Below are 22,857 nucleotides of genomic sequence, written 5' to 3' on the forward strand. Positions count from 1 at the left end.
GGAAACGCCCGGACCCATCCCGAACCCGGAAGCTAAGCCAGCCAGCGCCGATGATACTACCCATACGGGTGGAAAAGTAGGACACCGCCGAACACCATTTAAGGATCACCCCCCACGTTCACGTGGGGGGTGATTCTCTTTCTATTCGGCGCCATTTGCCGAAAGCCAAATTGTCGCCGAATACGCCGTGGCCGTAAACTTCGGTCGGGGCAACCAGCGGAAGGCACACGTGGGCGACGACAGGCAGAGCGGACGCGGCGACCAGCGACCAGGACGGACCTCCGACGGCGGCCGGCCGCGCAACCAGCGTTCGGCGCCGCGGTCGTCGGGACCCGGAAGGGCCCGCAGCGCACAGCCCGCGGGTACCGACCAGGCGGGACCCCCCATTCCTCGGGACATCGAGGCCAAACAGCTGAATCCGGAGGTCCGCCGCGAACTCACCACGCTCGACAAGTCCACCGCCGACTTCGTCGCCCGCCATCTGGTGGCCGCAGGCACACTGCTCGACGAGGACCCCGAGGCCGCACTGGAGCATGCGCGGGCGGCCCGTGCCCGGTCGAGCCGGCTCGCGGCGGTGCGCGAGGCCGTCGGCATCGCGGCGTATCACTGCGGTGACTGGAATCAGGCGCTTGCTGAACTGCGCGCGGCACGCCGGATGGGCAGCAAGTCGCCGCTCCTTGCGTTGATCGCCGACTGTGAACGCGGCATCGGCCGGCCCGAGCGCGCGATCGAACTGGCACGGAGCCCGGAAGCCGGGCAGCTGGCCGGCGACGACGCCGACGAACTGCGGATCGTCGTCGCGGGTGCCCGGTCCGACCTCGGTCAGGTCGAGCAGGCGCTGGCGATTCTCTCCTCCCCTCCGCTCGACCGGACCCGGACCGGTCAGACCGCGGCCCGGCTCTTCTACGTCTACGCCGAGACGCTGCTCGCGCTCGACCGTCGCGACGAGGCACTGCAGTGGTTCATCAATGCCGCCGCCGCCGACCTCGAGGGCGCTACCGACGCCGAAGACCGCATCACCGAGCTGAGCTGAGACGGTCGTGACAAGCATTGCAGCGCAACACGACTGTCTGCTGCTCGATCTCGACGGCACCGTCTTCCGCGGGCACGAGCCGACGACCGGCGCCGTCGACACCCTTGCGGCGGTCGAGGCACGGGTCCTCTACGTCACCAACAACGCCTCCCGAGCACCCGGTGACGTCGCCGCACACCTGACCGAGCTGGGATTCCGAGCCCACGCCGACGATGTCGTCACCAGCGCCCAGAGCGCGGCCAGCCTGTTGGCCGACCAGCTTCCACCCGAGTCCAAGGTGCTGATCGTCGGCACCGAGGCGCTGGCCGACGAGGTCGCAGGCCGCGGACTGCGGCCGGTCCGCTCGGCGGACGACGACCCGGTCGCCGTCGTCCAGGGCCACAACCCGCAGACCGGTTGGTCAGATCTCGCCGAGGCGGCGCTCGCCATCCGGTCCGGCGCCCTGTGGGTCGCGGCCAACGTCGACCTGACACTGCCGTCCGAGCGCGGCCTGCTGCCGGGCAACGGTTCGATGGTCGCGGCGCTGCGGGCGGCCACCAACCAGGAGCCGCAGGTGGCGGGCAAGCCGCAGCCCACGCTGTTTTCCGACGCGCTCAGCCGGGGCAGCTATGCCAACCCCCTCACTGTCGGCGACCGTCTCGACACCGACATCGCCGGCGCCAACGCAGCAGGCCTGCCCAGCCTTCTCGTGCTCAGCGGCGTCAGCACCGCTGACGACACCGTGCGCGCACCCGCCGACCTGCGTCCCGGTTTCATCGGCGCCGACCTGCGCTCACTCACCCGGCCCGCCGACGAGCTGCGTGTGGGACCGCAACCCGGGTGGGAGGTCGACGTCGACACCACCGCGGTCACCGTCCGCGCGACCGGTCACGATCACGGCGACAGCCTGTCGGTGCTGCGGGCCCTGGCCGACGCGGTGTGGTCGGCGGGCATAGCGGGGGAATCACTCACCGTCGACGCCGGTGACGACACCGCCCGGGAGGCGCTGCAGCACCTGTCGCTGCTGTGATGGCCGATCGACTAGCGTGAACGTCGACATGATTACCGACCCCGATCAGATCCGCTCCGAGATCGCGGCTCGGCTCGCCGAGTTGCCCGACGTCGGCCCCGATTCGGCCGAACTGGCCGACGCGGAGGTCGACGCGATCGCCGCGCAGCTGGAGCAGGCCCACGATCTGCTGGTGCATGCGCTCGAGGCGGTGGACCGGGGTCCCGCGGCCGCTTCGGGCTTCGAGAGGTGAGCGCACGTGGCACGGCGCGCTCGTGTTGACGCGGAACTGGTGCGGCGCGGACTGGCGCGGTCGCGCCAGCAGGCGGCCGAACTGATCGGCGCGGGCCGCGTGTCCATCGACGGGATGCCGGCGGCGAAGGCGGCGACGGCGATCGCCGTGGACGCGAACCTCACCGTGACCGCCGCCGAGCGGACCTGGGTCTCCCGCGGCGCACACAAGCTGATCGGCGCGCTGTCGGCGTTCGGCCTCTCCGCAGACGGCAGGCGCTGCCTGGATGCGGGTGCGTCGACCGGCGGGTTCACCGAGGTGCTGCTCGACAGCGGCGCCCGCGAGGTGGTCGCCGTGGACGTCGGATACGGACAGCTGGCCTGGTCGTTGCGGTCCGACGAGCGGGTGACCGTGCTCGAGCGGACGAACGTGCGTGAGATCACCGCGGAGACGATCGGCGGTCCGGTCGACCTCGTGGTGGCAGACCTCTCGTTCATCTCGCTGGGCACCGTGCTGCCTGCGCTGACCGCCTGCGCGTCACCCGACGCCGATATCGTTCCCATGGTGAAGCCGCAATTCGAGGTCGGCAAGGGCCGGGTCGGCGCAGGCGGAGTGGTCTCCGACCCGGGCCTGAGGGCCGAGGCGGTCCTGCAGGTCGCACAGCGCGCCGCCGGACTGGGCTGGCACGCCGCCGGCGTCACGGCGAGCCCGCTGCCCGGCCCGTCGGGCAACGTGGAGTACTTCCTCTGGCTACGCAGCGGCGCGAACGACGCCTTGGCCGCGGGCGACCTCGAGCACGCGGTGACGCGTGCGGTGACGGAAGGGCCGCAATGACGGTCGAACGAACCATGCTGATGGTGGTGCACACCGGGCGCCCCGACGCCATCGACGTCGTCCGGCGGGTGCAGAAGGTGTTGAGCAACAACGGAGTCGGGCTCCGGGTACTCGCCGCGCAGGCCGTCGACAAGGCCCCGCTGCACCTGGCGCCCGAGGAGATGGGCGCCCTCGGTACGGGGTTCGAGGTCGTCGACGCCGAAGAGCGGGCCGCCGAGGGTTGCGAGCTGGTGCTCGGCCTCGGCGGTGACGGCACCTTCCTGCGCGCCGCGGAACTCGCCCGGAACGTCGAGATCCCGGTGCTCGGCGTCAATCTCGGCCGGATCGGCTTCCTCGCCGAGGCCGAGCTGGAGGCGCTCGACAGCGTCCTCGACCACGTCATCAACCGCAACTACCGCATCGAGGAGCGGATGACGCTCGACGTGGTGGTCCGCGCGGGGGGCGAGATCCTGCACCGGGGGTGGGCGCTCAACGAGGCGAGCCTGGAGAAGGGACCGCGTCTCGGCGTGCTCGGCGCCGTGCTGGAGGTCGACGGCAGGCCGGTGTCGGCGTTCGGCTGCGACGGCGTCCTGGTGGCCACGCCGACGGGGTCCACCGCCTACGCGTTCTCGGCCGGTGGCCCGGTGCTGTGGCCGGATCTCGAGGCGATCCTGGTGGTGCCGAACAATGCGCATGCGCTGTTCGCCCGGCCGATGGTCACCAGCCCGGACGCGGCGATCGCCATCGAGATCGAGGGCGACGGCCACGACGCGACGGTGTTCTGCGACGGCCGTCGCGAGATGGTGCTGCCGGCGGGCGGCCGGCTTGAGGTGACCCGCTGCGGCACGCCGTTGAAATGGGTGCGCCTGGACAGCGCGCCGTTCACCGACCGCCTGGTGCGCAAGTTCCGGCTGCCCGTGACCGGCTGGCGGGGGCAGTAGTCACCGGTGCTGGCTGAAATCCGAATCGAGTCGCTGGGCGCCATCAGCGCCGCCACCGCCGAGTTCGACCGGGGGCTGACCGTGCTCACCGGCGAGACCGGCGCGGGCAAGACGATGGTGGTGACCGGCCTGCACCTGCTCGGCGGCGCCCGTGCCGACGCCACGAGGGTGCGGTCGGGTGCGGGCCGAGCCGTGGTCGAGGGGCGATTCACCACCACCGACCTCGGCGACGGAACCGCAGGCCGTGTCGACGGCATCCTGGACTCCTGCGGCGCCGAGCGCGACGACGACGGCAGCGTCATCGCGGCGCGTTCGGTCAGCCGCGACGGCCCGTCCCGCGCCTATCTCGGCGGCCGCAGTGTGCCTGCGAAGTCGCTGAGCACCTTCACCACTGAGCTGTTGACACTGCACGGCCAGAACGACCAACTGCGGCTGATGCGGCCCGAGGAGCAGCGCGCGGCGCTCGACCGGTTCGCCGGCGTGGACAAGCCGCTGCAGAAGTACCGCGCGGCGCGCGAGGCGTGGCTGACCGCCCGCCGCGACCTCGCTGACCGCCGTGAGCGGGCGCGTGAGCTCACCCTGGAGGCCGACCGGCTGAAGTTCGGCCTCGACGAGATCGACGCGGTGGACCCGCAACCCGGCGAGGACGAGACGCTCGTCGAGGACATCCGCCGTCTGTCGGAGCTCGATGCGCTGCGCGAAGCCGCCCGGACCGCACGCACCGCCCTCGCCGGGGTGTTCGACGACGCCGCCGCGCCGGGGGAGTCGTCGGCCGTCGACGGGTTGGGTCACGCCCGGGCCGCGCTCGAGAGCACCGACGACGCCGCGCTGCGCGCCCTCGGCGGCAGGCTGGCAGAGACGCTCGCGGTGATCAACGACGTGGCAGGCGAACTGGGCGACTTCCTGGCCGAACTGCCCAGCGACGCCAGCACCCTGGAGACCAAGCTGGCACGCCAGGCCGAGTTGCGGACGCTGACCCGCAAGTACGCCGCCGACATCGACGGAGTGCTGGCGTGGGCCCGCGAATCGCGGGACCGCCTCGACCAGCTCGATGTGTCCGAGGAGGCACTCGCCGGCCTCGACCAGCGGGTGCGCGAACTGCAGACCGAGGTCGTCGCGGCGGCGGCGGAGGTGACCAGAGTGCGTGCCAAGGCGGCTAAAGGCCTGGCGAAGGCGGTCACCGCCGAACTGTCAGGACTGGCGATGACCGGTGCCGACTTCACCCTCACCGTGGCGCCGCTTCCAGTGCGAGCCGACGATTCCGCGCCGCTGACACTGGCCGACGGCACGGTCGTACATGCCGGACACGACGGTGTCGACGCCGTCGAGTTCGGTTTCGCCGCCCACCGCGGCACCGACGTCCTCCCGTTGTCCAAGAGTGCGTCGGGCGGCGAGCTGTCGCGGGTGATGCTCGCGCTCGAGGTCGTCCTCGCCGCGTCCGACGCGGGCACCACGATGGTGTTCGACGAGGTCGATGCGGGTGTCGGCGGCCGGGCGGCCGTCCAGATCGGGCGCCGGCTGGCTCGGTTGGCGCGCACCCACCAGGTCATCGTGGTCACCCACCTGCCGCAGGTCGCCGCGTACGCCGACGCGCACCTGGTGGTCGACGGCGGCGGCCGCGTTAAGGCCAGCGGTGTGCGCCGCATCGACGACGACGACCGGGTCGCCGAACTGGCGCGGATGCTGGCAGGGCTCGGCGAATCCGACAGCGGACGTGCACACGCGCGCGAACTCCTCGATGCCGCACAGCAGGAGCGCACCGCCGCCCACTGATGTGACAGCTGTGACAGAACGGTACTTCTGAGGCAGATGTTACGGCGCGCCTCCACCTCTACTTGAGGGTTGCCCGACAGAATCGCCGCATGAAGATGTCAGCGCTGCTAACCCGAAATGCCGGCACGCGCCCGGGCCTCACCGGAACCGCACGAGTCGACCGCGACATCGACCGGCTCCTCCGTCGTGTGGGACCCGGCGACATCGTCGTGCTCGACGCGCTCGACCTGGACCGCATCACCGCCGACGCGCTCGTCGAGGCCAACGTCGCGGGCGTGGTCAACGCGTCGCCCTCGATCTCCGGCCGCTATCCCAATCTCGGGCCCGAGGTGCTGGTGGCCAACGGTGTGCTGCTCATCGACGAGACCGGTCCGGACGTCTTCAAGAAGGTCAAGGACGGCGCCCGGGTGCGCCTGCACAACGGCGGCGTGTACTCCGGTGACCGCCGCCTGGCGCTGGGCACCGAGCGCACCGACCAGGAGATCAACGAGCTGATGCACGAGGCCAAGAGCGGCCTCGTCGCACATCTGGAAGCCTTCGCCGGCAACACCATCGAGTTCATCCGCTCGGAGAGCCCGCTGCTCATCGACGGCATCGGCATCCCCGACATCGACGTCGACATCAATCGGCGCCACGTGGTGATCGTCGCCGAGGAACCCGACGCGGCCGAGGACCTCAAGGCCCTCAAGCCGTTCCTCAAGGAGTATCAGCCCGTGCTGGTCGGTGTCGGCACCGGCGCCGACGTGCTGCGCAAGGCGGGTTACCGGCCGGCGCTGATCGTGGGCGATCCCGACCGGATCAGCGCCGAGACGCTGCGCGGCGGAGCCCAGGTGATCCTGCCCGCCGACGCCGACGGCCACGCCGCCGGGCTGGAGCGGATCCAGGACCTCGGTGTCGGCGCGATGACCTTCCCCGCGGCCGGGTCGGCGGCCGATCTGGCGCTGCTGCTGAGCCACCACCACGGCGCGTCGCTGATCGTCACGGTCGGCCACTCCGCGAGCATCGAGGAGTTCTTCGACCGGTCCCGCCAGCACAGCAATCCCTCGACGTTCCTGACCCGCCTCAAGGTCGGCGAGAAGCTCGTCGACGCCAAGGCCGTCGCCACGCTGTACCGCAGCAGGGTCTCCGGCGGCGCCATCGCGCTGCTGATCATGGCGATGCTGGTCGCGGTGATCGCAGCGCTGTGGGTGTCGCGGGCCGACGCCGCCGTCATCGACTGGGTCGTTGAGTACTGGAACCGGTTCACGCTGTGGATCCAGAGTCTGATCACCTGAGGGGTATCGATGATCTCGCTTCGCGCGCATGCGATCTCACTGGCCGCGGTCTTCCTCGCGCTGGCGATCGGGGTTGCGCTGGGCTCCGGCCTGCTGTCGAGCACGGTGCTGTCCGGACTTCGTGACGACAAACAGGATCTGCAGCACCAGATCGACACGCTGACCGGCGAGAAGAACGGGCTGAACGAGAGGCTCAGCGCCGCTGCCGAATTCGACGCGCAGATGTCGCAGCGGATCCTGCGTGACGCACTGGGCGGCAAGTCGGTGGTGCTGTTCCGCACACCCGACGCCGCCGACGACGACGTGGAGGCGCTGTCGCGGCTGATCGGCCAGGGTGGCGGTTCGGTCACCGGCACCGTGTCGCTCACCGAGGAGTTCGTCGAGGCCAACTCCGCCGAGAAGTTGCTCTCGGTGGTGAACTCGCCGATCGTGCCCGCCGGCACCCAGCTCAAGACGACGTCGGTGGACCAGGGTTCCCAGGCCGGGGACCTGCTGGGCATCGCCCTGCTGACCACGGGCAAGCCGGACGCGCCTGCGGTCGACGACATGTCCCGCGACACGGTGCTGGCCGCGCTTCGCGACACCGGCTTCCTCACCTACGGCGACCAGCGCATCGGCGCCGCCAACGCCGCGGTGGTCGTCACCGGCGCCGGGCTGGCCGACGATGCGGGCAATCGGGGCGCGACCGTCGCGAGGTTCGCGTCGGGCCTGGCGCAACACGGGTCGGGCACCGTGCTGGTCGGCCGGGACGGGTCGGCGTCGGGCACCGGATCGGTGGCGGTCACCAGGAGCGATGCGGCGCTGTCGGCGGCGGTGAGCACGGTCGACGACGTCGACGCGGAGTCCGGGCGGCTCACCGCGGTGCTTGCGGTGCAGGACCTCGTCAACGGCGGACGGCCCGGGCAGTACGGCATCGGGCAGGGCGCCACCTCGGTCACCGTTCCCCAATAGGCCGACCCTGTCGGTCGCAGCTACGGCGCGTCAGTGACGTCATGTCGGACTCGCTGTTAGGGTGGGGTTCCGTGGGTCGGCAGGCCCCAGCAGTCCTTGCATCGTCCTGCGCCGGTCATCACGGAGGTCGCTCTTGCCATCGTTACGCAAGCACCCGCAAACGGCCACCAAGCATCTCTTCGTCACCGGCGGCGTGGTGTCCTCTCTGGGTAAGGGGCTGACGGCCTCCAGCCTGGGCCAGCTGCTCACCGCGCGCGGGTTGCAGGTGACGATGCAGAAGCTCGACCCGTACCTCAACGTCGACCCCGGCACCATGAACCCGTTCCAGCACGGTGAGGTGTTCGTCACCGAGGACGGCGCCGAGACCGACCTCGACGTCGGGCACTACGAACGGTTCCTGGACCGCAACCTGTCCGGCTCGGCGAATGTGACCACCGGTCAGGTGTATTCGACCGTGATCGCCAAGGAGCGGCGCGGCGAGTACCTGGGCGACACCGTGCAGGTGATCCCTCACATCACCGACGAGATCAAGAGCCGGATCCTCGCGATGGCCATTCCGGACGCCGACGGCAACCGGCCCGACGTGATCATCACCGAGGTCGGCGGCACGGTCGGCGACATCGAGTCGCTGCCGTTCCTGGAGGCCGCCCGCCAGGTCCGCCACGAGGTGGGCCGGGAGAACTGCTTCTTCCTGCACTGCTCGCTGGTGCCCTACATGGCGCCGTCGGGGGAGTTGAAGACCAAGCCGACCCAGCATTCGGTGGCGGCCCTGCGCAGCATCGGCATCACGCCCGACGCGCTGATCCTGCGCTGCGACCGCGACGTACCGGAACCGCTGAAGAACAAGATCGCGCTGATGTGCGACGTCGACATCGACGGCTGCATCTCCACGCCGGACGCGCCGTCCATCTACGACATCCCGAAGGTGCTGCACCGCGAGGAACTCGACGCCTACGTGGTGCGCCGGCTCAACCTGCCGTTCCGCGACGTCGACTGGACGCAGTGGAACGACCTGTTGCGGCGGGTGCACGAACCGCAGGAGACGGTGCGGATCGCACTGGTGGGCAAGTACATCGACCTCTCCGACGCGTACCTGTCGGTGGCCGAGGCGCTACGCGCAGGCGGCTTCAAGCACCACGCGAAGGTGGAGATGCGGTGGGTCGCCTCCGATGACTGCGAGGCCGACGGAGCCGCCCTGGCACTGGGCGATGTGGACGGGGTGCTCATCCCCGGCGGATTCGGCATCCGCGGCATCGAGGGCAAGATCGGCGCCATCAGCTACGCCCGCAAGCGCGGCCTTCCGGTACTCGGGCTGTGCCTGGGCCTGCAGTGCATCGTCATCGAGGCGGCGCGCTCGGTGGGGTTGGCCGACGCCAACTCCGCGGAGTTCGACCCGGCGACCGCGGACCCGGTGATCTCCACGATGGCCGACCAGCGCGATGCGGTGGCCGGCGAGGCGGACCTGGGCGGCACCATGCGGCTCGGCGCGTATCCGGCTGTGCTGGAACCGGATTCGATCGTCGCGCAGGCCTACCAGGCCACCGAGGTGTCCGAGCGGCATCGGCACCGCTACGAGGTGAACAACGAGTACCGCGACCGCATCGCGGCCAGCGGTCTGCGTTTCTCCGGCACGTCGCCCGACGGCCATCTGGTCGAGTTCGTCGAGTACGGCCCCGAGGTGCACCCGTTCCTGGTGGGCACGCAGGCCCATCCCGAGCTGAAGAGCAGGCCCACCCGCCCGCACCCGCTGTTCGCCGCGTTCATCGGCGCGGCGTTGGAGTACAAGGCCGCCGAGCGACTGCCCGTCGAGATCCCCGAGCGCTCCAACGGCGCCGAGGCGGCCGGCGATCAGGCCGAGTTCCTGCAAGAGCATGCCGCCCGTGGCTGAGCACGACTTCGAGACCGTCGAGAGCGAGACCGTCTACGTCGGCAAGATCTTCGCGCTGCGAGCCGACGAGGTGCGGATGCCGGGCGGCACGACGGCACGTCGCGAGGTGGTCGAGCACTATGGCGCCGTCGCGGTGGTGGCACTCGACGACGCCGACAACGTCGTGCTGGTGTTTCAGTACCGCCATCCCTTCGGCCGCAGGCTGTGGGAGTTGCCCGCCGGCCTGCTGGACGCCGGCGACGAGGCGCCGCACATCAGCGCCGCCCGGGAACTCGAGGAGGAGGCCGGCCTGACCGCCGACGCCTGGTCGGTGCTCGTCGATCTGGACTCCGCGCCTGGTTTCAGCGACGAGAGCGTGCGGGTGTACCTGGCGACGGGGTTGTCCGACGTCGGACGGCCGGACGCCCACGACGAGGAGGCCGACCTCACCGTCGAGCGCGTCCCGCTGTCGGAAGCCGTCCGTATGGTGCTCCGCGGAGAGATCGTCAACTCGATCGCCGTGGCGGGGATCCTGGCGGCCAACACCGTCGGGGACCGCGACGGGCTCCGCCCGGTCGGCGCGCAGTGGATCGACCGGCCGACGGCGTTCGCGCGCCGGAAAGGGAACTGATGGTCACACCGGCGCTGGGTGCGGGCGGCTCGCCGCCGGGCCTGGGGTCGGTGCTCGACGGTCAGTTGCAGGGCTACCTCGACCATCTCGCCATCGAACGCGGTGTCGCCGCCAACACGCTCAGCTCCTACCGGCGTGACCTCCGCCGCTATGCCGACCATCTGCACGCCCGCGGGATCGACGACCTCGGCGCGGTCGCCGAGACCGATGTCAGCGACTTCCTGATGGCCCTGCGCCGCGGCGACCCGGCGGCGGGCTCCGCCGCGCTGTCGGCCGTCTCCGCGGCCCGTGCGCTGATCGCGGTGCGCGGCCTGCACCGGTTCGCGGCGTCGGAAGGCCTGACAGACCTCGACGTGGCGCGCGCGGTCAAGCCGCCCACCCCCTCACGCCGGCTGCCCAAGAGCCTGACTGTCGACGAGGTGCTCGCGCTGCTCGACGGCGCAGGCGGGGACAGCGACGCCGACGGCCCCCTGACGCTGCGCAACCGCGCGATGCTGGAACTGCTGTACTCCACCGGCGCCCGCATCTCCGAGGCCGTCGGCCTGGACGTCGACGACGTCGACACCCATGCGCGGTCGGTGCTGCTGCGCGGGAAGGGCGGCAAGCAGCGGCTGGTGCCGATCGGCAGGCCCGCCGTCAGCGCGCTGGACGCCTACCTGGTGCGGGGCAGGCCCGATCTGGCGCGGCGCGGCCGCGGCACGCCGGCGATCTTCCTCAACGTCCGGGGCGGGCGGCTGTCTCGGCAGAGCGCCTGGCAGGTGCTGCAGGACGCGGCGGAGCGCGCCGGGATCACGGCGGCGGTGTCACCGCACACGCTGCGGCATTCCTTCGCGACCCATCTGCTCGACGGCGGCGCCGACGTCCGCGTCGTCCAGGAACTGCTCGGCCACGCCTCGGTGACCACCACGCAGATCTACACGATGGTCACGGTGCACGCGCTGCGTGAGGTGTGGGCGGGCGCGCACCCGCGCGCGCGTTGACCCGGGATCGACCAGGGGACCGTCCGCCGCGCCGCGATCCCGGCCATTCGGCCCTCCGTGAAGGTCGGTACACGACGTCCACAGCCCATGTCGCCCGCGGGTCTGCCTGTTTCCGCAGCGTCGCGCCGTTAAACTTGCCCGGATGTTCGCCATGGCCGAGATATGAGTGAGGACGGCGGCGGCGCCGACCCACCGGCGCAGGCCGGCCTCACCGGCCGGGCGGTGCGCACCGTTCCCGAACCCGCGCCACGCACGACGCACGGCCCGGCCAAGGTCATCGCCATGTGCAACCAGAAGGGCGGCGTCGGCAAGACCACCTCGACGATCAACCTCGGCGCCAGCCTCGCCGAGTACGGTCGCCGGGTCCTGCTGGTGGACCTCGACCCGCAGGGCGCGCTGTCGGCCGGCCTGGGGGTGCCGCACTACGAGCTCGATCACACGATCCACAACCTGCTGGTCGAACCGCGGGTGTCGATCGACGACGTGCTGATCAACACCCGGGTCAAGGGGCTGGACCTGGTGCCCAGCAACATCGACCTGTCGGCGGCGGAGATCCAGTTGGTCAACGAGGTCGGTCGCGAACAGACGCTCGGCCGGGCGCTGTACCCGGTGCTGGACCGCTACGACTACGTGCTCATCGACTGTCAGCCGTCGCTGGGTCTGCTCACCGTCAACGGGCTGGCGTGCAGCGACGGCGTGATCATCCCGACCGAGTGCGAGTACTTCTCGCTGCGCGGCCTGGCACTGCTGACCGACACCGTGGACAAGGTGCACGACCGGCTGAATCCGCGGCTGTCCATCAGCGGCATCCTGATCACCCGCTACGACCCCCGCACCGTCAACTCCCGCGAGGTGATGGCACGGGTGCTCGAGCGCTTCGGCGATCTGGTGTTCGACACCGTCATCACCCGTACCGTCCGCTTCCCCGAGACCAGCGTGGCGGGCGAGCCGATCACCACCTGGGCGCCGAAATCCGGTGGCGCCGAGGCATATCGGGCGCTGGCGCGGGAAGTCATCCACCGGTTCGGCGGGTGAGCACCGACGCCGCAGCCGATGGAAACGGCGAGCCGGACGCCGGCGGTCAGACCGGATTCCGGGTGCGTCTGGACAACTTCGAGGGCCCGTTCGACCTGCTGCTGCAGCTGATCTTCGCCCACCGGCTCGACGTCACCGAGGTGGCGCTGCACCAGGTGACCGACGACTTCATCGCCTACACCCGCGACATCGGTCCGCTGCTGGAGCTCGACGAGACCACCGCGTTCCTGGTGGTCGCAGCCACGCTGCTGGACCTCAAGGCGGCGCGGCTGCTGCCGTCGGGCGAGGTGCACGACGACGAGGACCTCGCGCTGCTCGAGGTGCGCGACCTGCTGTTCGCGCGACTCCTGCAGTACCGGGCGTACAAACACGTCGCGGTGATGTTCGCCGAACTCGAGGCGGCGGCGCTGCGCAGCTACCCCCGCGCGGTGTCTCTGGAGGACCGCTACGCCGAGCTGCTGCCGGAGGTGATGCTCGGCGTCGACGCCGATCGGTTCGCCCAGATCGCCGCGACCGTCTTCACCCCGCGGCCGGTGCCGACGGTGGCCATGGAACACATGCACGAGTCCGCGGTCTCGGTGCCCGAACAGGCCAGGCGGCTGTTGTCGCTGCTGGAGATCCGGGGACTCGGCGAGTGGGCGACGTTCGCCGAACTGGTCGCGGAATGCGAGGGTCCGATCGAGATCGTCGGCAGGTTCCTGGCGCTGCTCGAACTGTACCGGGCGCGGGCGGTAGCATTCGAGCAATCAGAACCGCTTGGTGTGCTCCAGATTTCGTGGACCGGGGATCGGCCGACCAGCGAACACCTGGCAACCGCGGACGCGGTGGAAGAGCGAGAACCATGACCGACGACATCGCCGTGCACGACGACCTGAGCCGCGCCGACGTGAATCACACCGATAGGGAAGACACCGACCTCGGCATCGACGTCGCGACCGTGCCGGAGCTCGAGGACGCCGAACTCGAAGCGGTGCTCGAGGCGCTGCTGCTGGTGGTGGACACCCCGGTGACGGTGGACGCGCTGGCGACGGCCACCGAGCAGCCGGCGTACCGCATCGCCGCGAAGCTGGCACAGATGGCCGCCGAGCTGAGCGAGCGCGGCAGCGGCATCGACCTCAGGGAGGCGGGCGGCGGCTGGCGGATGTACACCCGCGCACGCTTCGCCCCGTACGTGGAGCGGCTGGTCCTCGACGGCGCGCGGTCGAAGTTGACCCGCGCGGCGCTCGAGACCCTCGCCGTCGTCGCCTACCGGCAGCCGGTGACCCGCGCCCGGGTCAGCGCGGTCCGTGGCGTCAACGTCGACGCGGTGGTGCGCACGCTGGTGGCCCGCGGGCTGATCACCGAGGCGGGCACCGACCCCGATTCGGGTGCCACCACCTTCGCGACCACCGAGTTGTTCCTGGAGCGCCTCGGGTTGTCGTCACTGACCGACCTGCCGGACATCGCACCGCTGCTGCCCGACGTCGACGTCATCGACGACCTCAGCGAATCACTCGGTGACGAGCCGCGCTTCATCAAGCTCAGCGGCGGGCGCACGCCCGATCAGCCGCTGTCCTTCGACGTGGACCGGGACTGACATGGCCGAGTCGGACGCCGAGGGGATTCGGCTGCAGAAGGTGCTGTCGCAGGCCGGGGTGGCTTCGCGGCGGGTCGCGGAGCGGATGATCCGCGACGGCCGGATCGAGGTCGACGGGCGGATCGTGACCGAACAGGGCACCCGGGTCGATCCCGACGTGTCGGAGATCCGGGTCGACGGGGTGCGGGTCAGGTTCGACGACACGCTGGTGCACCTGGCGATCAACAAACCGCGAGGGATGCACTCCACGATGTCCGACGACCGGGGCAGGCCCTGCGTCGGCGATCTCGTCGAACACCGGGTGCGGGGCAACAAGAAGCTGTTCCACGTCGGCCGGTTGGACGCCGACACCGAGGGGCTGCTGCTGCTGACCAACGACGGCGAACTCGCACACCGGCTCATGCACCCCTCGTACGAGATTCAGAAGACCTACCTGGCGACGGTGCTCGGCACCATGCCGCGCGGAGTGGGCAAGAAGCTGCGCGACGGTGTCGAACTCGACGACGGACCTGCGCGTGTCGACGACTTCGCGGTGGTCGACGCGGTGCCGGGCAAGACCCTGGTGCGGCTGACACTGCACGAGGGCCGCAAACGTATCGTCCGCCGGATGCTGGCAGAGGTCGGCTATCCGGTGCAGGAACTGGTCCGCACCGAACTGGGTGCCGTCACTCTGGGAGACCAGCGGCCCGGCAGCATCCGCGTGTTGACCAGCAAGGAAATCGGCGAGCTGTACAAGGCGGTGGGGATGTGACCGGGTCGGTGCTCGAGGCCGTGACGATCGCGGTGGACGGTCCGGCAGGCACCGGGAAGTCCTCGGTGTCCCGTGGTCTGGCGAGGGCGCTGGGCGCGCGGTATCTCGACACGGGGGCGATGTACCGCATCGTCACGCTGGCCGTGCTGCGGGCCGGGGTCGACCTGGCCGACACGCCCGCCATCGAGCGGGCCGCCGCCGCGGTGCCGTTGTCGGTGGGCTACGACCCCGACGAGGACCGTGCCTACCTCGACGGCGAGGACGTGTCCGGTGAGATCCGTGGCGACGCGGTGACCAGAGCGGTCTCCGCGGTGTCGGCGGTGCCCGCGGTGCGCGCCCGCCTGGTGGGGCTGCAGCGCGAGCTGGCCGCGGGTCCCGGCAGCGTGGTGGTCGAGGGCCGCGACATCGGCACCGTCGTCCTGCCGGACGCCGACCTGAAGATCTTCCTGACCGCGTCGGCCGAGGAACGCGCCCGCAGGCGCAACGACCAGAACGTGGCCAACGGGCTGCCCGACGACTACGAGACCGTGCTCGCCGATGTCCGGCGCCGCGACCATCTCGACTCGACGCGGGCGGTGTCGCCGCTGCGTGCGGCCGACGACGCGGTGCAGGTGGACACGAGCGCGATGACCGAACCCGAGGTGGTGGCGGCGTTGACCGACCTGGTGGCCCGGCGCACGGGAGTGCGGCAATGACCGACGACGGCACGTGGGCCGACGAGAGCGAATGGGAGATCGGCGCCGAGGATGTCGCCGAGGCGATCGAGGAGGCGTCCTCCCCGCCGCCGGTCGTCGCTGTGGTCGGACGGCCCAACGTCGGCAAGTCCACGCTGGTGAACCGCATCCTGGGCCGACGGGAAGCGGTGGTGCAGGACGTGCCCGGCGTCACCCGTGACCGGGTCTCCTACGACGCGACGTGGGCCGGCCGGCGGTTCGTCGTCCAGGACACCGGCGGATGGGAGCCCGACGCCAAGGGGTTGCAGCAGCTGGTGGCCGAGCAGGCGTCGGTGGCGATGCGTACGGCCGACGCGATCATCCTGGTGATCGACGCGGTGGTGGGCGCGACCACCGCCGACGAGGCCGCCGCACGGATGCTGCGGAAATCCGGCAAGCCGGTGTTCCTGGCGGCCAACAAGGTCGACACCGAACGCGGTGAGGCCGACGCGGCGGCGTTGTGGTCCATGGGTGTCGGTGAGCCGCACCCGGTCAGCGCGATCCACGGACGCGGTGTCGCCGACCTGCTCGACAGGGTGATGGAGAGCCTGCCCACGGTGTCGGAGTTCTCGGCGACCGGTGGCGGACCACGCCGCGTGGCGCTGGTCGGCAAGCCGAACGTCGGCAAGAGCTCGCTGCTGAACCGGCTGGCGGGCGATCAGCGTTCGGTGGTGCACGACGTCGCGGGCACCACCGTCGACCCGGTGGACTCGCTCATCGAATTGGGCGGCAAGACATGGCGTTTCATCGATACCGCCGGGCTGCGCCGTAAGGTCGGCCAGGCCAGCGGCCACGAGTTCTACGCATCGGTGCGCACGCACGGCGCCATCGACGCCGCCGAGGTGGTGCTGGTGCTGATCGACGCCTCACAGCCGCTGACCGAACAGGATCAGCGGGTGCTGTCGATGGTGATCGAGGCCGGCCGAGCCCTGGTGCTGGCATTCAACAAGTGGGACCTCGTCGACGAGGACCGCCGCTATCAGCTCGACCGCGAGATCGACCGCGAGCTCGCCCAGGTGCAGTGGGCATCGCGGGTGAACATCTCCGCGATGACCGGCCGGGCGGTGCAGAAGCTGGTGCCCGCCCTCGAGCAGGCACTCGCGTCCTGGGATGCGCGCATCTCCACCGGCCGGCTGAACACCTTCCTCAAAGAGGTCGTCGCGGGCAACCCGCCGCCGGTGCGCGGCGGCAAGCAACCGCGAATACTGTTCGCGACCCAGGCCGCGACACGTCCACCCACCTTCGTGCTGTTCACCAGCGGATTCCTCGAGGCGGGCTACCGACGGTTCCTGGAGCGCCGGCTGCGGGAGGCGTTCGGGTTCGAGGGCAGCCCGATCCGGGTCAACGTGCGGGTGCGCGAGAAGCGCGGCCAGAGACGGTGATCTCCGGGCGCCGCCCGTTGCGCTGAGCGTGACGGAGGACACCGGTCGGTGCCGATTAGGGTGGTCCGGTGCCCGTCCTCGACATGATCCTCATTGCGCTGGCCGGCGTCGGAGCGGGCGCGATCAACGCGGTGGTCGGCTCCGGCACGCTGATCACCTTCCCGACCCTCGTCGCGCTGGGCTATCCGCCGGTGACCGCGACGATGTCGAACGCGGTCGGACTGGTCGCCGGCGGTGTCTCGGGCACTTGGGGCTACCGCCGGGAACTGCGCGGCCAGTGGAGCCGGCTGCGGTGGCAGATCCCGGGGTCGCTGTTCGGCGCGCTGGCCGGCGCGTGGCTGCTGCTGCACCTGCCCGAGAAGGTCTTCGTCCAGGTGGTGCCGGTACTGCTGATCGCCGCACTCCTGCTGGTGCTGGTGGGTCCCCGCATCCAGGCCTGGGCGCGGCGCCGCGCCGAGGACAGCGGCCGGTCGGTCGACGACATCAGCCGGGGCCGGATGGCCGCCCTGGTGATCGCCACCTTCGTGGTCGGGATCTACGGCGGGTACTTCACCGCCGCGCAGGGCATCCTGCTCATCGCCGCGATGGGTGCGCTGCTGCCCGAGTCCATGCAGCGGATGAACGCCGCGAAGAACCTGTTGTCACTGATCGTCAACGTCGTCGCCGCAGCGGCGTACACGCTGGTCGCGTTCGACCGGATCAGTTTCGCGGCAGCGGGTCTGATCGCTGTCGGATCGCTGGCCGGCGGCTTTCTCGGAGCGCACTACGGCCGCCGGTTGTCACCGGGAGCGCTGCGCGCGGTGATCGTCGTGGTCGGCCTGATCGGACTGTGGCGGCTGCTCGCGACGGCGTGATTCAGAAGTAGCCGTTGGTGGGTGGCGGCGCATCGTTGAGGTGATGGTCGCCCGCCACGTAGGCCTTGTAGGCCAGCGGGCTGTGACTCGCGATCGTGCGGGCATTGCGCCAATGCCGGTCGAGGTTGAGGGTGCGCGCGGTCGCCGAGGCGCCGCCGGTGTCGAACAGTCGCTCGGCGGCGGCGAGCACGAGACGCTCGGACACCAGCTGCGCCTTGGCCACCGTCACGGCGACGGCGCCGAGTGCGCCGATGTCGTCCTGCAGACCACGATCGACCAGGCGGTCGATCTCGTCGGCCGCCGAGAGCACCAGCGTCTTGGCCGACCACGCCGCTGCCGCGATGTCGCCCACCGCCTCGACGATGAACGGATCCTTCGCCGCAGTCGTCGACAGTGCGTGGGACGCGGGACGGGCCCTGGTCTGCACGTAGGACACCGCGTCGTCGAGCACACCGTGGCCGATGCCTGCGGTCACGGCGGCGAGGTACAGCTGCTGAAATGTCGTGCTGTGGCCGAGATGGGCGCCGTCGGTGACGGTGGTGACCTCGACCGGTTCGACGGCCACGTTCGTGAACCGGGTGCCACCGCTGGCCGTCACGCGTTGCCCGAATCCGTCCCAGTCGTCGAACAGTTCGACGCCGTCGCGGTCCACCGGCACGACGGCCTGCAGGTCGCGCCCGGCGTGGTCGACCGCGGACACCGCGACCACGTCGGCATACAGCGTGCCCGTGGAGTAGAACTTGTGCCCGTTGAGTCGCAGCACACCGTCGTGGTCGGCGAGCAGCGTCGTGTCGGCTCCGCCCGGCGTGGCGCCGCGGGCGTCGGTGACGGCGTTGCCGAACACCAATCCCGCGTGTATGCGGGGAAACCATTCCGCCCGTTCGGTTTCGGTGGCGCGGTTCGACAACAGGCGCTCGCTGTAGCCGAAGTGCGCCCGCAGCGCCTGCGCGACGTTCGAACTACCGCCGGCGATGGTGATCACCGCGGTGAGCACGTCGCGGACGCTGCCACCCGGCCCGCCGTAGCGGGTGGGCACGCGAAGCGCCAGCACACCGGTGTCCCGCAGTGCGGTGACCGCCTCGTACTGCAGGATGCGTTCGCGGTCGGCGGTGGCGTCGTTTGCGCGCAGGGCGGCGACGATGCCGGGTAGCCGCGCCAGCCGAGCCGCCACCGAGCCCGGATCACCGGCGGTGTGCAGCGTTCTCTGCGCGACTGTCATGTGAGGGCCTTCCGGTCAGCGGAGACGGGGGATGATCTCGGCGGCGAAACGGTCCAGTTCGGCCTCCAGCGGCTGGAACTGGAGCATGAAGAGTTCGATTCCGGCCTCGTGGAACGCGGCGATGCGGTCGATCACCTGGGCATGGCTACCGACGAGGCCGGCCAGTGTTCCGCCGTTCGAACCGACCCTGCTGGTGCCCGAGAGCACCTGGTACATCGCGGTCGCAGGGTCGGCGCCCGACGAGATCTCCGGGCGGGACTCCGCGTCCACCAGAGCCTGCAGGTGCTGCAGCTCGGCGAGCGCCTCGGCCTCGGTGTCGCGGGCGATCACGAACGCCGAGAGGCCGAACCGAAGACCGGGCCGGTCGCCGCGGCGGGCCCGCAGGTCGGTGACCACGTCGACGGTCTGCTCGAGCGGACGGCCGTTGAGGAAGTACACGTCGGCGTGGTCGGCGGCCAGCGCCCTTCCGGGTGCGGACTCACCGCCGACGTAGACGGTGGGAACACGTTCGGGGACGCGCCGGACCAGCGCCGGTGGACCGTCGGGCGCACCGAGGGCGACCTCCTTGCCCTGCCAGAGTTCGACGACCTGCTGCAGCCAGCGCCGGGTGTGGGCGTAGCGGTCGTCGTGACCGGGGACCTCGATCCCCAGGGCGGCGAGTTCGGGCAGGAACCAGCCGGAGACCACGTTGACGCTCAACCTGCCGCCGGAGATGGCGTCGACGTTGGCGGCGAGCTTCGCGAACACCAGCGGGTTGAACAGCAGCGGCTTCACCGCACCGATGAGCTCGATGGTCGACGTCGCCTCGGCGATCGCCGCGAGTGTCGACCACGTCTCGAGCACATCCTCCTCGACGTCGCTCGGGTGCATGACGTGCTGCGCCAACAGTGTTGCGTCGTATCCGGCCCGTTCGGCGCGGAGCACCAGATCCCGGTTGCGGTGATAGCCGGCGTCGGGGGCGTCGTCCGGATGCCTGCGGGCGCCGTGATTTCCGTACACCGGCGCCCACACCCCGAAGCGGGGACCGGTCACGACGTCGCCAGGTAGCGTCGCCGCTCCCAGTCGGTGACCTGCCGGGAGTACTCCACCCACTCGCTGCGGGCGATCAGGGTGAAGTCGAGCACCGAGTCGGCGCCGAGGATGTCACGGATGACGTCGTCGCGCAGCGTCTCGGCCAGCGCCGCGCCGAGCGACTCGGGAAGCGGCGCGCCACGCTCGTAGAGGTTGCCGTCCCCGCGGTCCGGTGGCCGGTCGCCGGCTTCGAGCCCGGCCACGATCGCGGCGAGCGCCGAGGCGACCAGCCAGTAGGGATTGGCATCCGATGCGCCGGTGCGCAATTCGATGCGGCTCTCGTCGGCCGGTCCGGACACCAGGGACCGCACGGCGGCGCTGCGGTTGTCCCGGCTCCAGGTGACGGTCGCCGGAGCGAACGAGTCCGGCTCGAACCGCCGGTAGGCGTTCACCGAGTGCGCCCCGAACAACGTGATCGCCGGCAGGTGGTTGAGCAGCCCGGCGATGGCGTGCTGTGCGGTGTCGTTCTCGTGTCCGTCGCTCGCCCCGAATGCGGGCCTGCCGTCCCGCCACAGCGAGATGTGCAGATGCGCCGAACTTCCGGACTGGTCAGCGAACGGCTTCGGCATGAAACTCGCGACCTTGCCGTGCCTGCGGGCCACCTCCTTGGCGGCGTATTTGAGGCGTGCGCTGTCGTCGGCGGCCTGCAGTGCGTCGGCGTAGACCAGGTTGGTCTCGACCTGGCCGGGCCCGTACTCGGTCTGCACGCCTTCCAGCGGCACGAACCGCGTCAGGGTGTCGTGCAGCTCGCCCAGCAGGGGATCGAGGGCGTTGGCGTTCTCGAGTGAGTAGGCGTGGATGTCTCGCTGGAACGGAGATCCGTCGGGGTCGAGCAGGTAGAACTCGAGTTCCACGCCCACCTTGGCGGTGTACCCGTGGCCGGCCAGCCGGTCCAGGACCCGGTGCAGCACCGCCCGCGGGTCCAGCTTCGACGGCGATCGGTCGTGGGAGACGATGTCGCACAACACGTGTCCAGTCGACGGACGCCACGGCAGCCGGCGGAACGTGGACAGGTCCGGTACGGCGTAGACGTCGGGGTAACCGCCGCTCCAGTTCGTCAGCTGCAGTGAGTCGATGACGGTGCCCTCGGCGTTCCAGCCGAGTGCGGCCTCGCAGAAGGAGAATCCGATGCCCCTGGCCCGGTCGAGGAACCGGTCGGCCGGGATCCGCTTGCCCGCGGCATGCCCGAAGGCGTCGCTCCACGCGATCTCCACCTCGGTCACGCTGCCCTCGGCCAGCGCCGAGATCAGCTGTGCCGCGGCGTCGTCGGCGCTGTCCAGAACGGGGCCGGCGGTGGTGGTCATGACACCGCCCGCACCGTGCGGTCACCGACCCGGGTGCCGACGACGACGCCCGCGACGAAGGCCACCACCAGCAGCCCGACGATGATGACGGCGAGCACGCTCGAGCCGCCCACGAGATCGTCGAGGTTGGCCAGGATCAGAGCGAGTGCCCCGATCAGTCCGACGAGACCCAGCGCCGGGGCGATCCGGACCCGCCACAGCGAGTGTCCACGCCGGTCGCGACCGAAGTGCACCAGCACGGCGATGCTCGTGGCGATGAGCAGCACGACGATGCCGACGGTCGTCGCACCCGCGAACCAGGTGTAGAACTGTGCGGCCGGGTCGAGGCCGAAGACCACGGCGAGCAACACGCTCACGGCGACCGCCCCGGAGATCCACAGCGAAGCCCGATGCGGGGATCCGTGTTTCGTGTGCGGGTCACCGAGACCCGCGGGGAGCACGCCGCGCTGGGCCAGCGTGAACACATACCGTGAGACCACGTTGTGGAAGGCCAGGATGCAGGCGAACAGGCTGGTGAAGTACAGCACCGTGATCACGTCGGTGCCGAACGCGCCGATGTAGCGCGCCGCGGTGTCGGCCAGGAACGTCCCGCCGTTGTTCTGCGCCTGTGAGAGTGCTTGCACATCGCCCCAGCCGGAGATCAGCGCCCAGCTGGTGAGCGCGTAGAACACCCCGATCAGGAGCAGCGAGACGTAGGTTGCGCGCGGGATGGTGCGCTCCGGGGTGCGCGCCTCGTCGCGGAAGATCGCGGTCGCCTCGAAGCCGACGTAGCTGATGATGGCGAACAGCAGTCCGATCCCCAGCGATCCGGACAGGATCGCGTCGGGGTCGACGATGCCGGTGGACAGCCCGTCGTCGCCGCCGCGGACCACGATGACGGCGTCGAGCACCGCGACGATCGCGATCTCCGCGGTCAGCAGAACCGCCAGGACCCTGCTGGAGAGTGCGATGTTGCGGTAGCCGAGATAGGTGGTGACGGCGAAGGCCAGCGCGGCGAACAGCCACCAGGGCAGTGTGGGCCCGCCGAACAGTTCGACGACGGTGGCCCCGGCCGGTCCGAGCAGACCGTAGACACCGGCCTCGATCGCCAGGTAGCTCACCACCGCGACGAACGCGACACCGATTCCGACCGGAAACCCAAGAGCAGCACGAACATACGAGAAGAAGGCGCCTGCCTCCTGGACGTAGGGCGTCATCGCGGTGAAGCCGACGGAGAAGAGCAGCAGGATGATCGTCGCCACGATGAACGTCGCGGGGAATCCGGCGCCGTTGCCCCCGGCGATCCCCAGCGGCACGACGCCACCGATCACCCCGAGCGGCGCGGCGGCCGCAACCACCATGAACACGATCGAGGCGACACCGAGATTTCCGGACAGCCTGCGGGCAGGGGCGTCGGGCGGATCGCCCACACCGTGAACGGGAGCGATGGTTTCTGACATGCGGTGACCCCTTCGGTGTTTCGGTATTCG

The 22,857-nt window shown here is 70.4% G+C and carries 22 protein-coding genes and 1 rRNA gene; 19 read left to right on the forward strand and 4 right to left on the reverse strand.

Features of this window, described 5'->3' with window-relative positions:
- From rrf to AB0K11_RS24460, 19 genes are all read left to right on the forward strand, one after another.
- Positions 1-93, forward strand: a 5S ribosomal RNA gene (gene rrf / locus AB0K11_RS24370); the annotation flags it as partial.
- Between the two features lie 136 nt (positions 94-229).
- Positions 230-1,033 (forward strand): tetratricopeptide repeat protein, encoded by an 804-nt coding sequence (locus tag AB0K11_RS24375; RefSeq protein ID WP_364983199.1) that lies wholly within the window; start codon positions 230-232, stop codon positions 1,031-1,033.
- A 7-nt stretch (positions 1,034-1,040) separates the two neighbouring features.
- Positions 1,041-2,042 (forward strand): HAD-IIA family hydrolase, encoded by a 1,002-nt coding sequence (locus AB0K11_RS24380; RefSeq protein WP_364983202.1) that lies wholly within the window; start codon positions 1,041-1,043, stop codon positions 2,040-2,042.
- A gap of 28 nt (positions 2,043-2,070) precedes the next feature.
- Positions 2,071-2,274: a hypothetical protein gene (locus AB0K11_RS24385; protein WP_364983205.1), complete on the forward strand. Its 204-nt coding sequence runs from the start codon at positions 2,071-2,073 to the stop codon at positions 2,272-2,274.
- A gap of 6 nt (positions 2,275-2,280) precedes the next feature.
- The gene (locus tag AB0K11_RS24390; protein ID WP_364983208.1) at positions 2,281-3,087 is read left to right on the forward strand and encodes a TlyA family RNA methyltransferase; all 807 of its coding nucleotides are present in this window, start codon (positions 2,281-2,283) and stop codon (positions 3,085-3,087) included.
- Positions 3,084-4,007 carry an NAD kinase gene (locus AB0K11_RS24395; protein WP_364983211.1) on the forward strand — a complete coding sequence of 308 codons (924 nt, stop codon included), beginning with the start codon at positions 3,084-3,086 and terminating at the stop codon, positions 4,005-4,007. Before AB0K11_RS24390 ends, AB0K11_RS24395 begins: the two co-directional genes overlap by 4 nt.
- Before the next feature lie 6 nt (positions 4,008-4,013).
- On the forward strand, positions 4,014-5,780 hold the full coding sequence (gene recN, locus AB0K11_RS24400; RefSeq protein WP_364983214.1) for a DNA repair protein RecN: 1,767 nt from the start codon (positions 4,014-4,016) through the stop codon (positions 5,778-5,780).
- 89 nt (positions 5,781-5,869) lie between these two features.
- Positions 5,870-7,054, forward strand: a complete 1,185-nt coding sequence (gene steA / locus AB0K11_RS24405) for a putative cytokinetic ring protein SteA (protein ID WP_364983217.1) — start codon at positions 5,870-5,872, stop codon at positions 7,052-7,054.
- Between the two features lie 9 nt (positions 7,055-7,063).
- The gene (locus AB0K11_RS24410) at positions 7,064-8,005 is read left to right on the forward strand and encodes a copper transporter (protein WP_364983220.1); all 942 of its coding nucleotides are present in this window, start codon (positions 7,064-7,066) and stop codon (positions 8,003-8,005) included.
- Between the two features lie 133 nt (positions 8,006-8,138).
- On the forward strand, positions 8,139-9,893 hold the full coding sequence (locus tag AB0K11_RS24415) for a CTP synthase (protein WP_364983223.1): 1,755 nt from the start codon (positions 8,139-8,141) through the stop codon (positions 9,891-9,893).
- Entirely contained in the window at positions 9,886-10,503 is a 618-nt protein-coding gene (locus AB0K11_RS24420) for an NUDIX hydrolase (protein ID WP_364983226.1), read from the forward strand. The genes AB0K11_RS24415 and AB0K11_RS24420 overlap by 8 nt, the downstream gene beginning before the upstream one ends.
- Positions 10,503-11,483, forward strand: a complete 981-nt coding sequence (gene xerD / locus AB0K11_RS24425) for a site-specific tyrosine recombinase XerD (protein WP_364983229.1) — start codon at positions 10,503-10,505, stop codon at positions 11,481-11,483. Before AB0K11_RS24420 ends, xerD begins: the two co-directional genes overlap by 1 nt.
- A gap of 162 nt (positions 11,484-11,645) precedes the next feature.
- Positions 11,646-12,518 carry a ParA family protein gene (locus AB0K11_RS24430; protein WP_364983232.1) on the forward strand — a complete coding sequence of 291 codons (873 nt, stop codon included), beginning with the start codon at positions 11,646-11,648 and terminating at the stop codon, positions 12,516-12,518.
- Positions 12,515-13,363 (forward strand): segregation/condensation protein A, encoded by an 849-nt coding sequence (locus tag AB0K11_RS24435; RefSeq protein WP_364983234.1) that lies wholly within the window; start codon positions 12,515-12,517, stop codon positions 13,361-13,363. Before AB0K11_RS24430 ends, AB0K11_RS24435 begins: the two co-directional genes overlap by 4 nt.
- On the forward strand, positions 13,360-14,094 hold the full coding sequence (gene scpB / locus AB0K11_RS24440) for an SMC-Scp complex subunit ScpB (RefSeq protein ID WP_364983236.1): 735 nt from the start codon (positions 13,360-13,362) through the stop codon (positions 14,092-14,094). Before AB0K11_RS24435 ends, scpB begins: the two co-directional genes overlap by 4 nt.
- Before the next feature lies 1 nt (position 14,095).
- Positions 14,096-14,845: a pseudouridine synthase gene (locus tag AB0K11_RS24445; protein ID WP_364983238.1), complete on the forward strand. Its 750-nt coding sequence runs from the start codon at positions 14,096-14,098 to the stop codon at positions 14,843-14,845.
- Positions 14,846-14,853: 8 nt separating this feature from the next.
- The gene (gene cmk / locus AB0K11_RS24450; RefSeq protein WP_364984110.1) at positions 14,854-15,540 is read left to right on the forward strand and encodes a (d)CMP kinase; all 687 of its coding nucleotides are present in this window, start codon (positions 14,854-14,856) and stop codon (positions 15,538-15,540) included.
- Positions 15,537-16,940: a ribosome biogenesis GTPase Der gene (gene der / locus AB0K11_RS24455; protein WP_364983241.1), complete on the forward strand. Its 1,404-nt coding sequence runs from the start codon at positions 15,537-15,539 to the stop codon at positions 16,938-16,940. The genes cmk and der overlap by 4 nt, the downstream gene beginning before the upstream one ends.
- A 68-nt stretch (positions 16,941-17,008) precedes the next feature.
- Entirely contained in the window at positions 17,009-17,794 is a 786-nt protein-coding gene (locus AB0K11_RS24460) for a sulfite exporter TauE/SafE family protein (RefSeq protein WP_364983244.1), read from the forward strand.
- A gap of 1 nt (position 17,795) precedes the next feature.
- Here AB0K11_RS24460 and AB0K11_RS24465 read toward each other — a convergent pair whose 3' ends face one another.
- From AB0K11_RS24465 to AB0K11_RS24480, 4 genes are read right to left on the reverse strand one after another with little or no spacing between them, the layout of a single operon-like run.
- Entirely contained in the window at positions 17,796-19,013 is a 1,218-nt protein-coding gene (locus tag AB0K11_RS24465) for an acyl-CoA dehydrogenase family protein (protein ID WP_364983247.1), read from the reverse strand.
- Positions 19,014-19,028: 15 nt separating this feature from the next.
- Positions 19,029-20,045, reverse strand: a complete 1,017-nt coding sequence (locus AB0K11_RS24470) for an LLM class flavin-dependent oxidoreductase (RefSeq protein WP_364983250.1) — start codon at positions 20,043-20,045, stop codon at positions 19,029-19,031.
- Positions 20,042-21,388: a glutamine synthetase family protein gene (locus AB0K11_RS24475; RefSeq protein WP_364983253.1), complete on the reverse strand. Its 1,347-nt coding sequence runs from the start codon at positions 21,386-21,388 to the stop codon at positions 20,042-20,044. Before AB0K11_RS24475 ends, AB0K11_RS24470 begins: the two co-directional genes overlap by 4 nt.
- Positions 21,385-22,827, reverse strand: a complete 1,443-nt coding sequence (locus AB0K11_RS24480; RefSeq protein ID WP_364983256.1) for an APC family permease — start codon at positions 22,825-22,827, stop codon at positions 21,385-21,387. Before AB0K11_RS24480 ends, AB0K11_RS24475 begins: the two co-directional genes overlap by 4 nt.
- Between the last annotated feature and the right edge of the window lie 30 nt (positions 22,828-22,857).

Source organism: Mycobacterium sp. NPDC050551 (assembly GCF_040674075.1).
In the GTDB taxonomy this organism is placed as follows: domain Bacteria; phylum Actinomycetota; class Actinomycetes; order Mycobacteriales; family Mycobacteriaceae; genus Mycobacterium.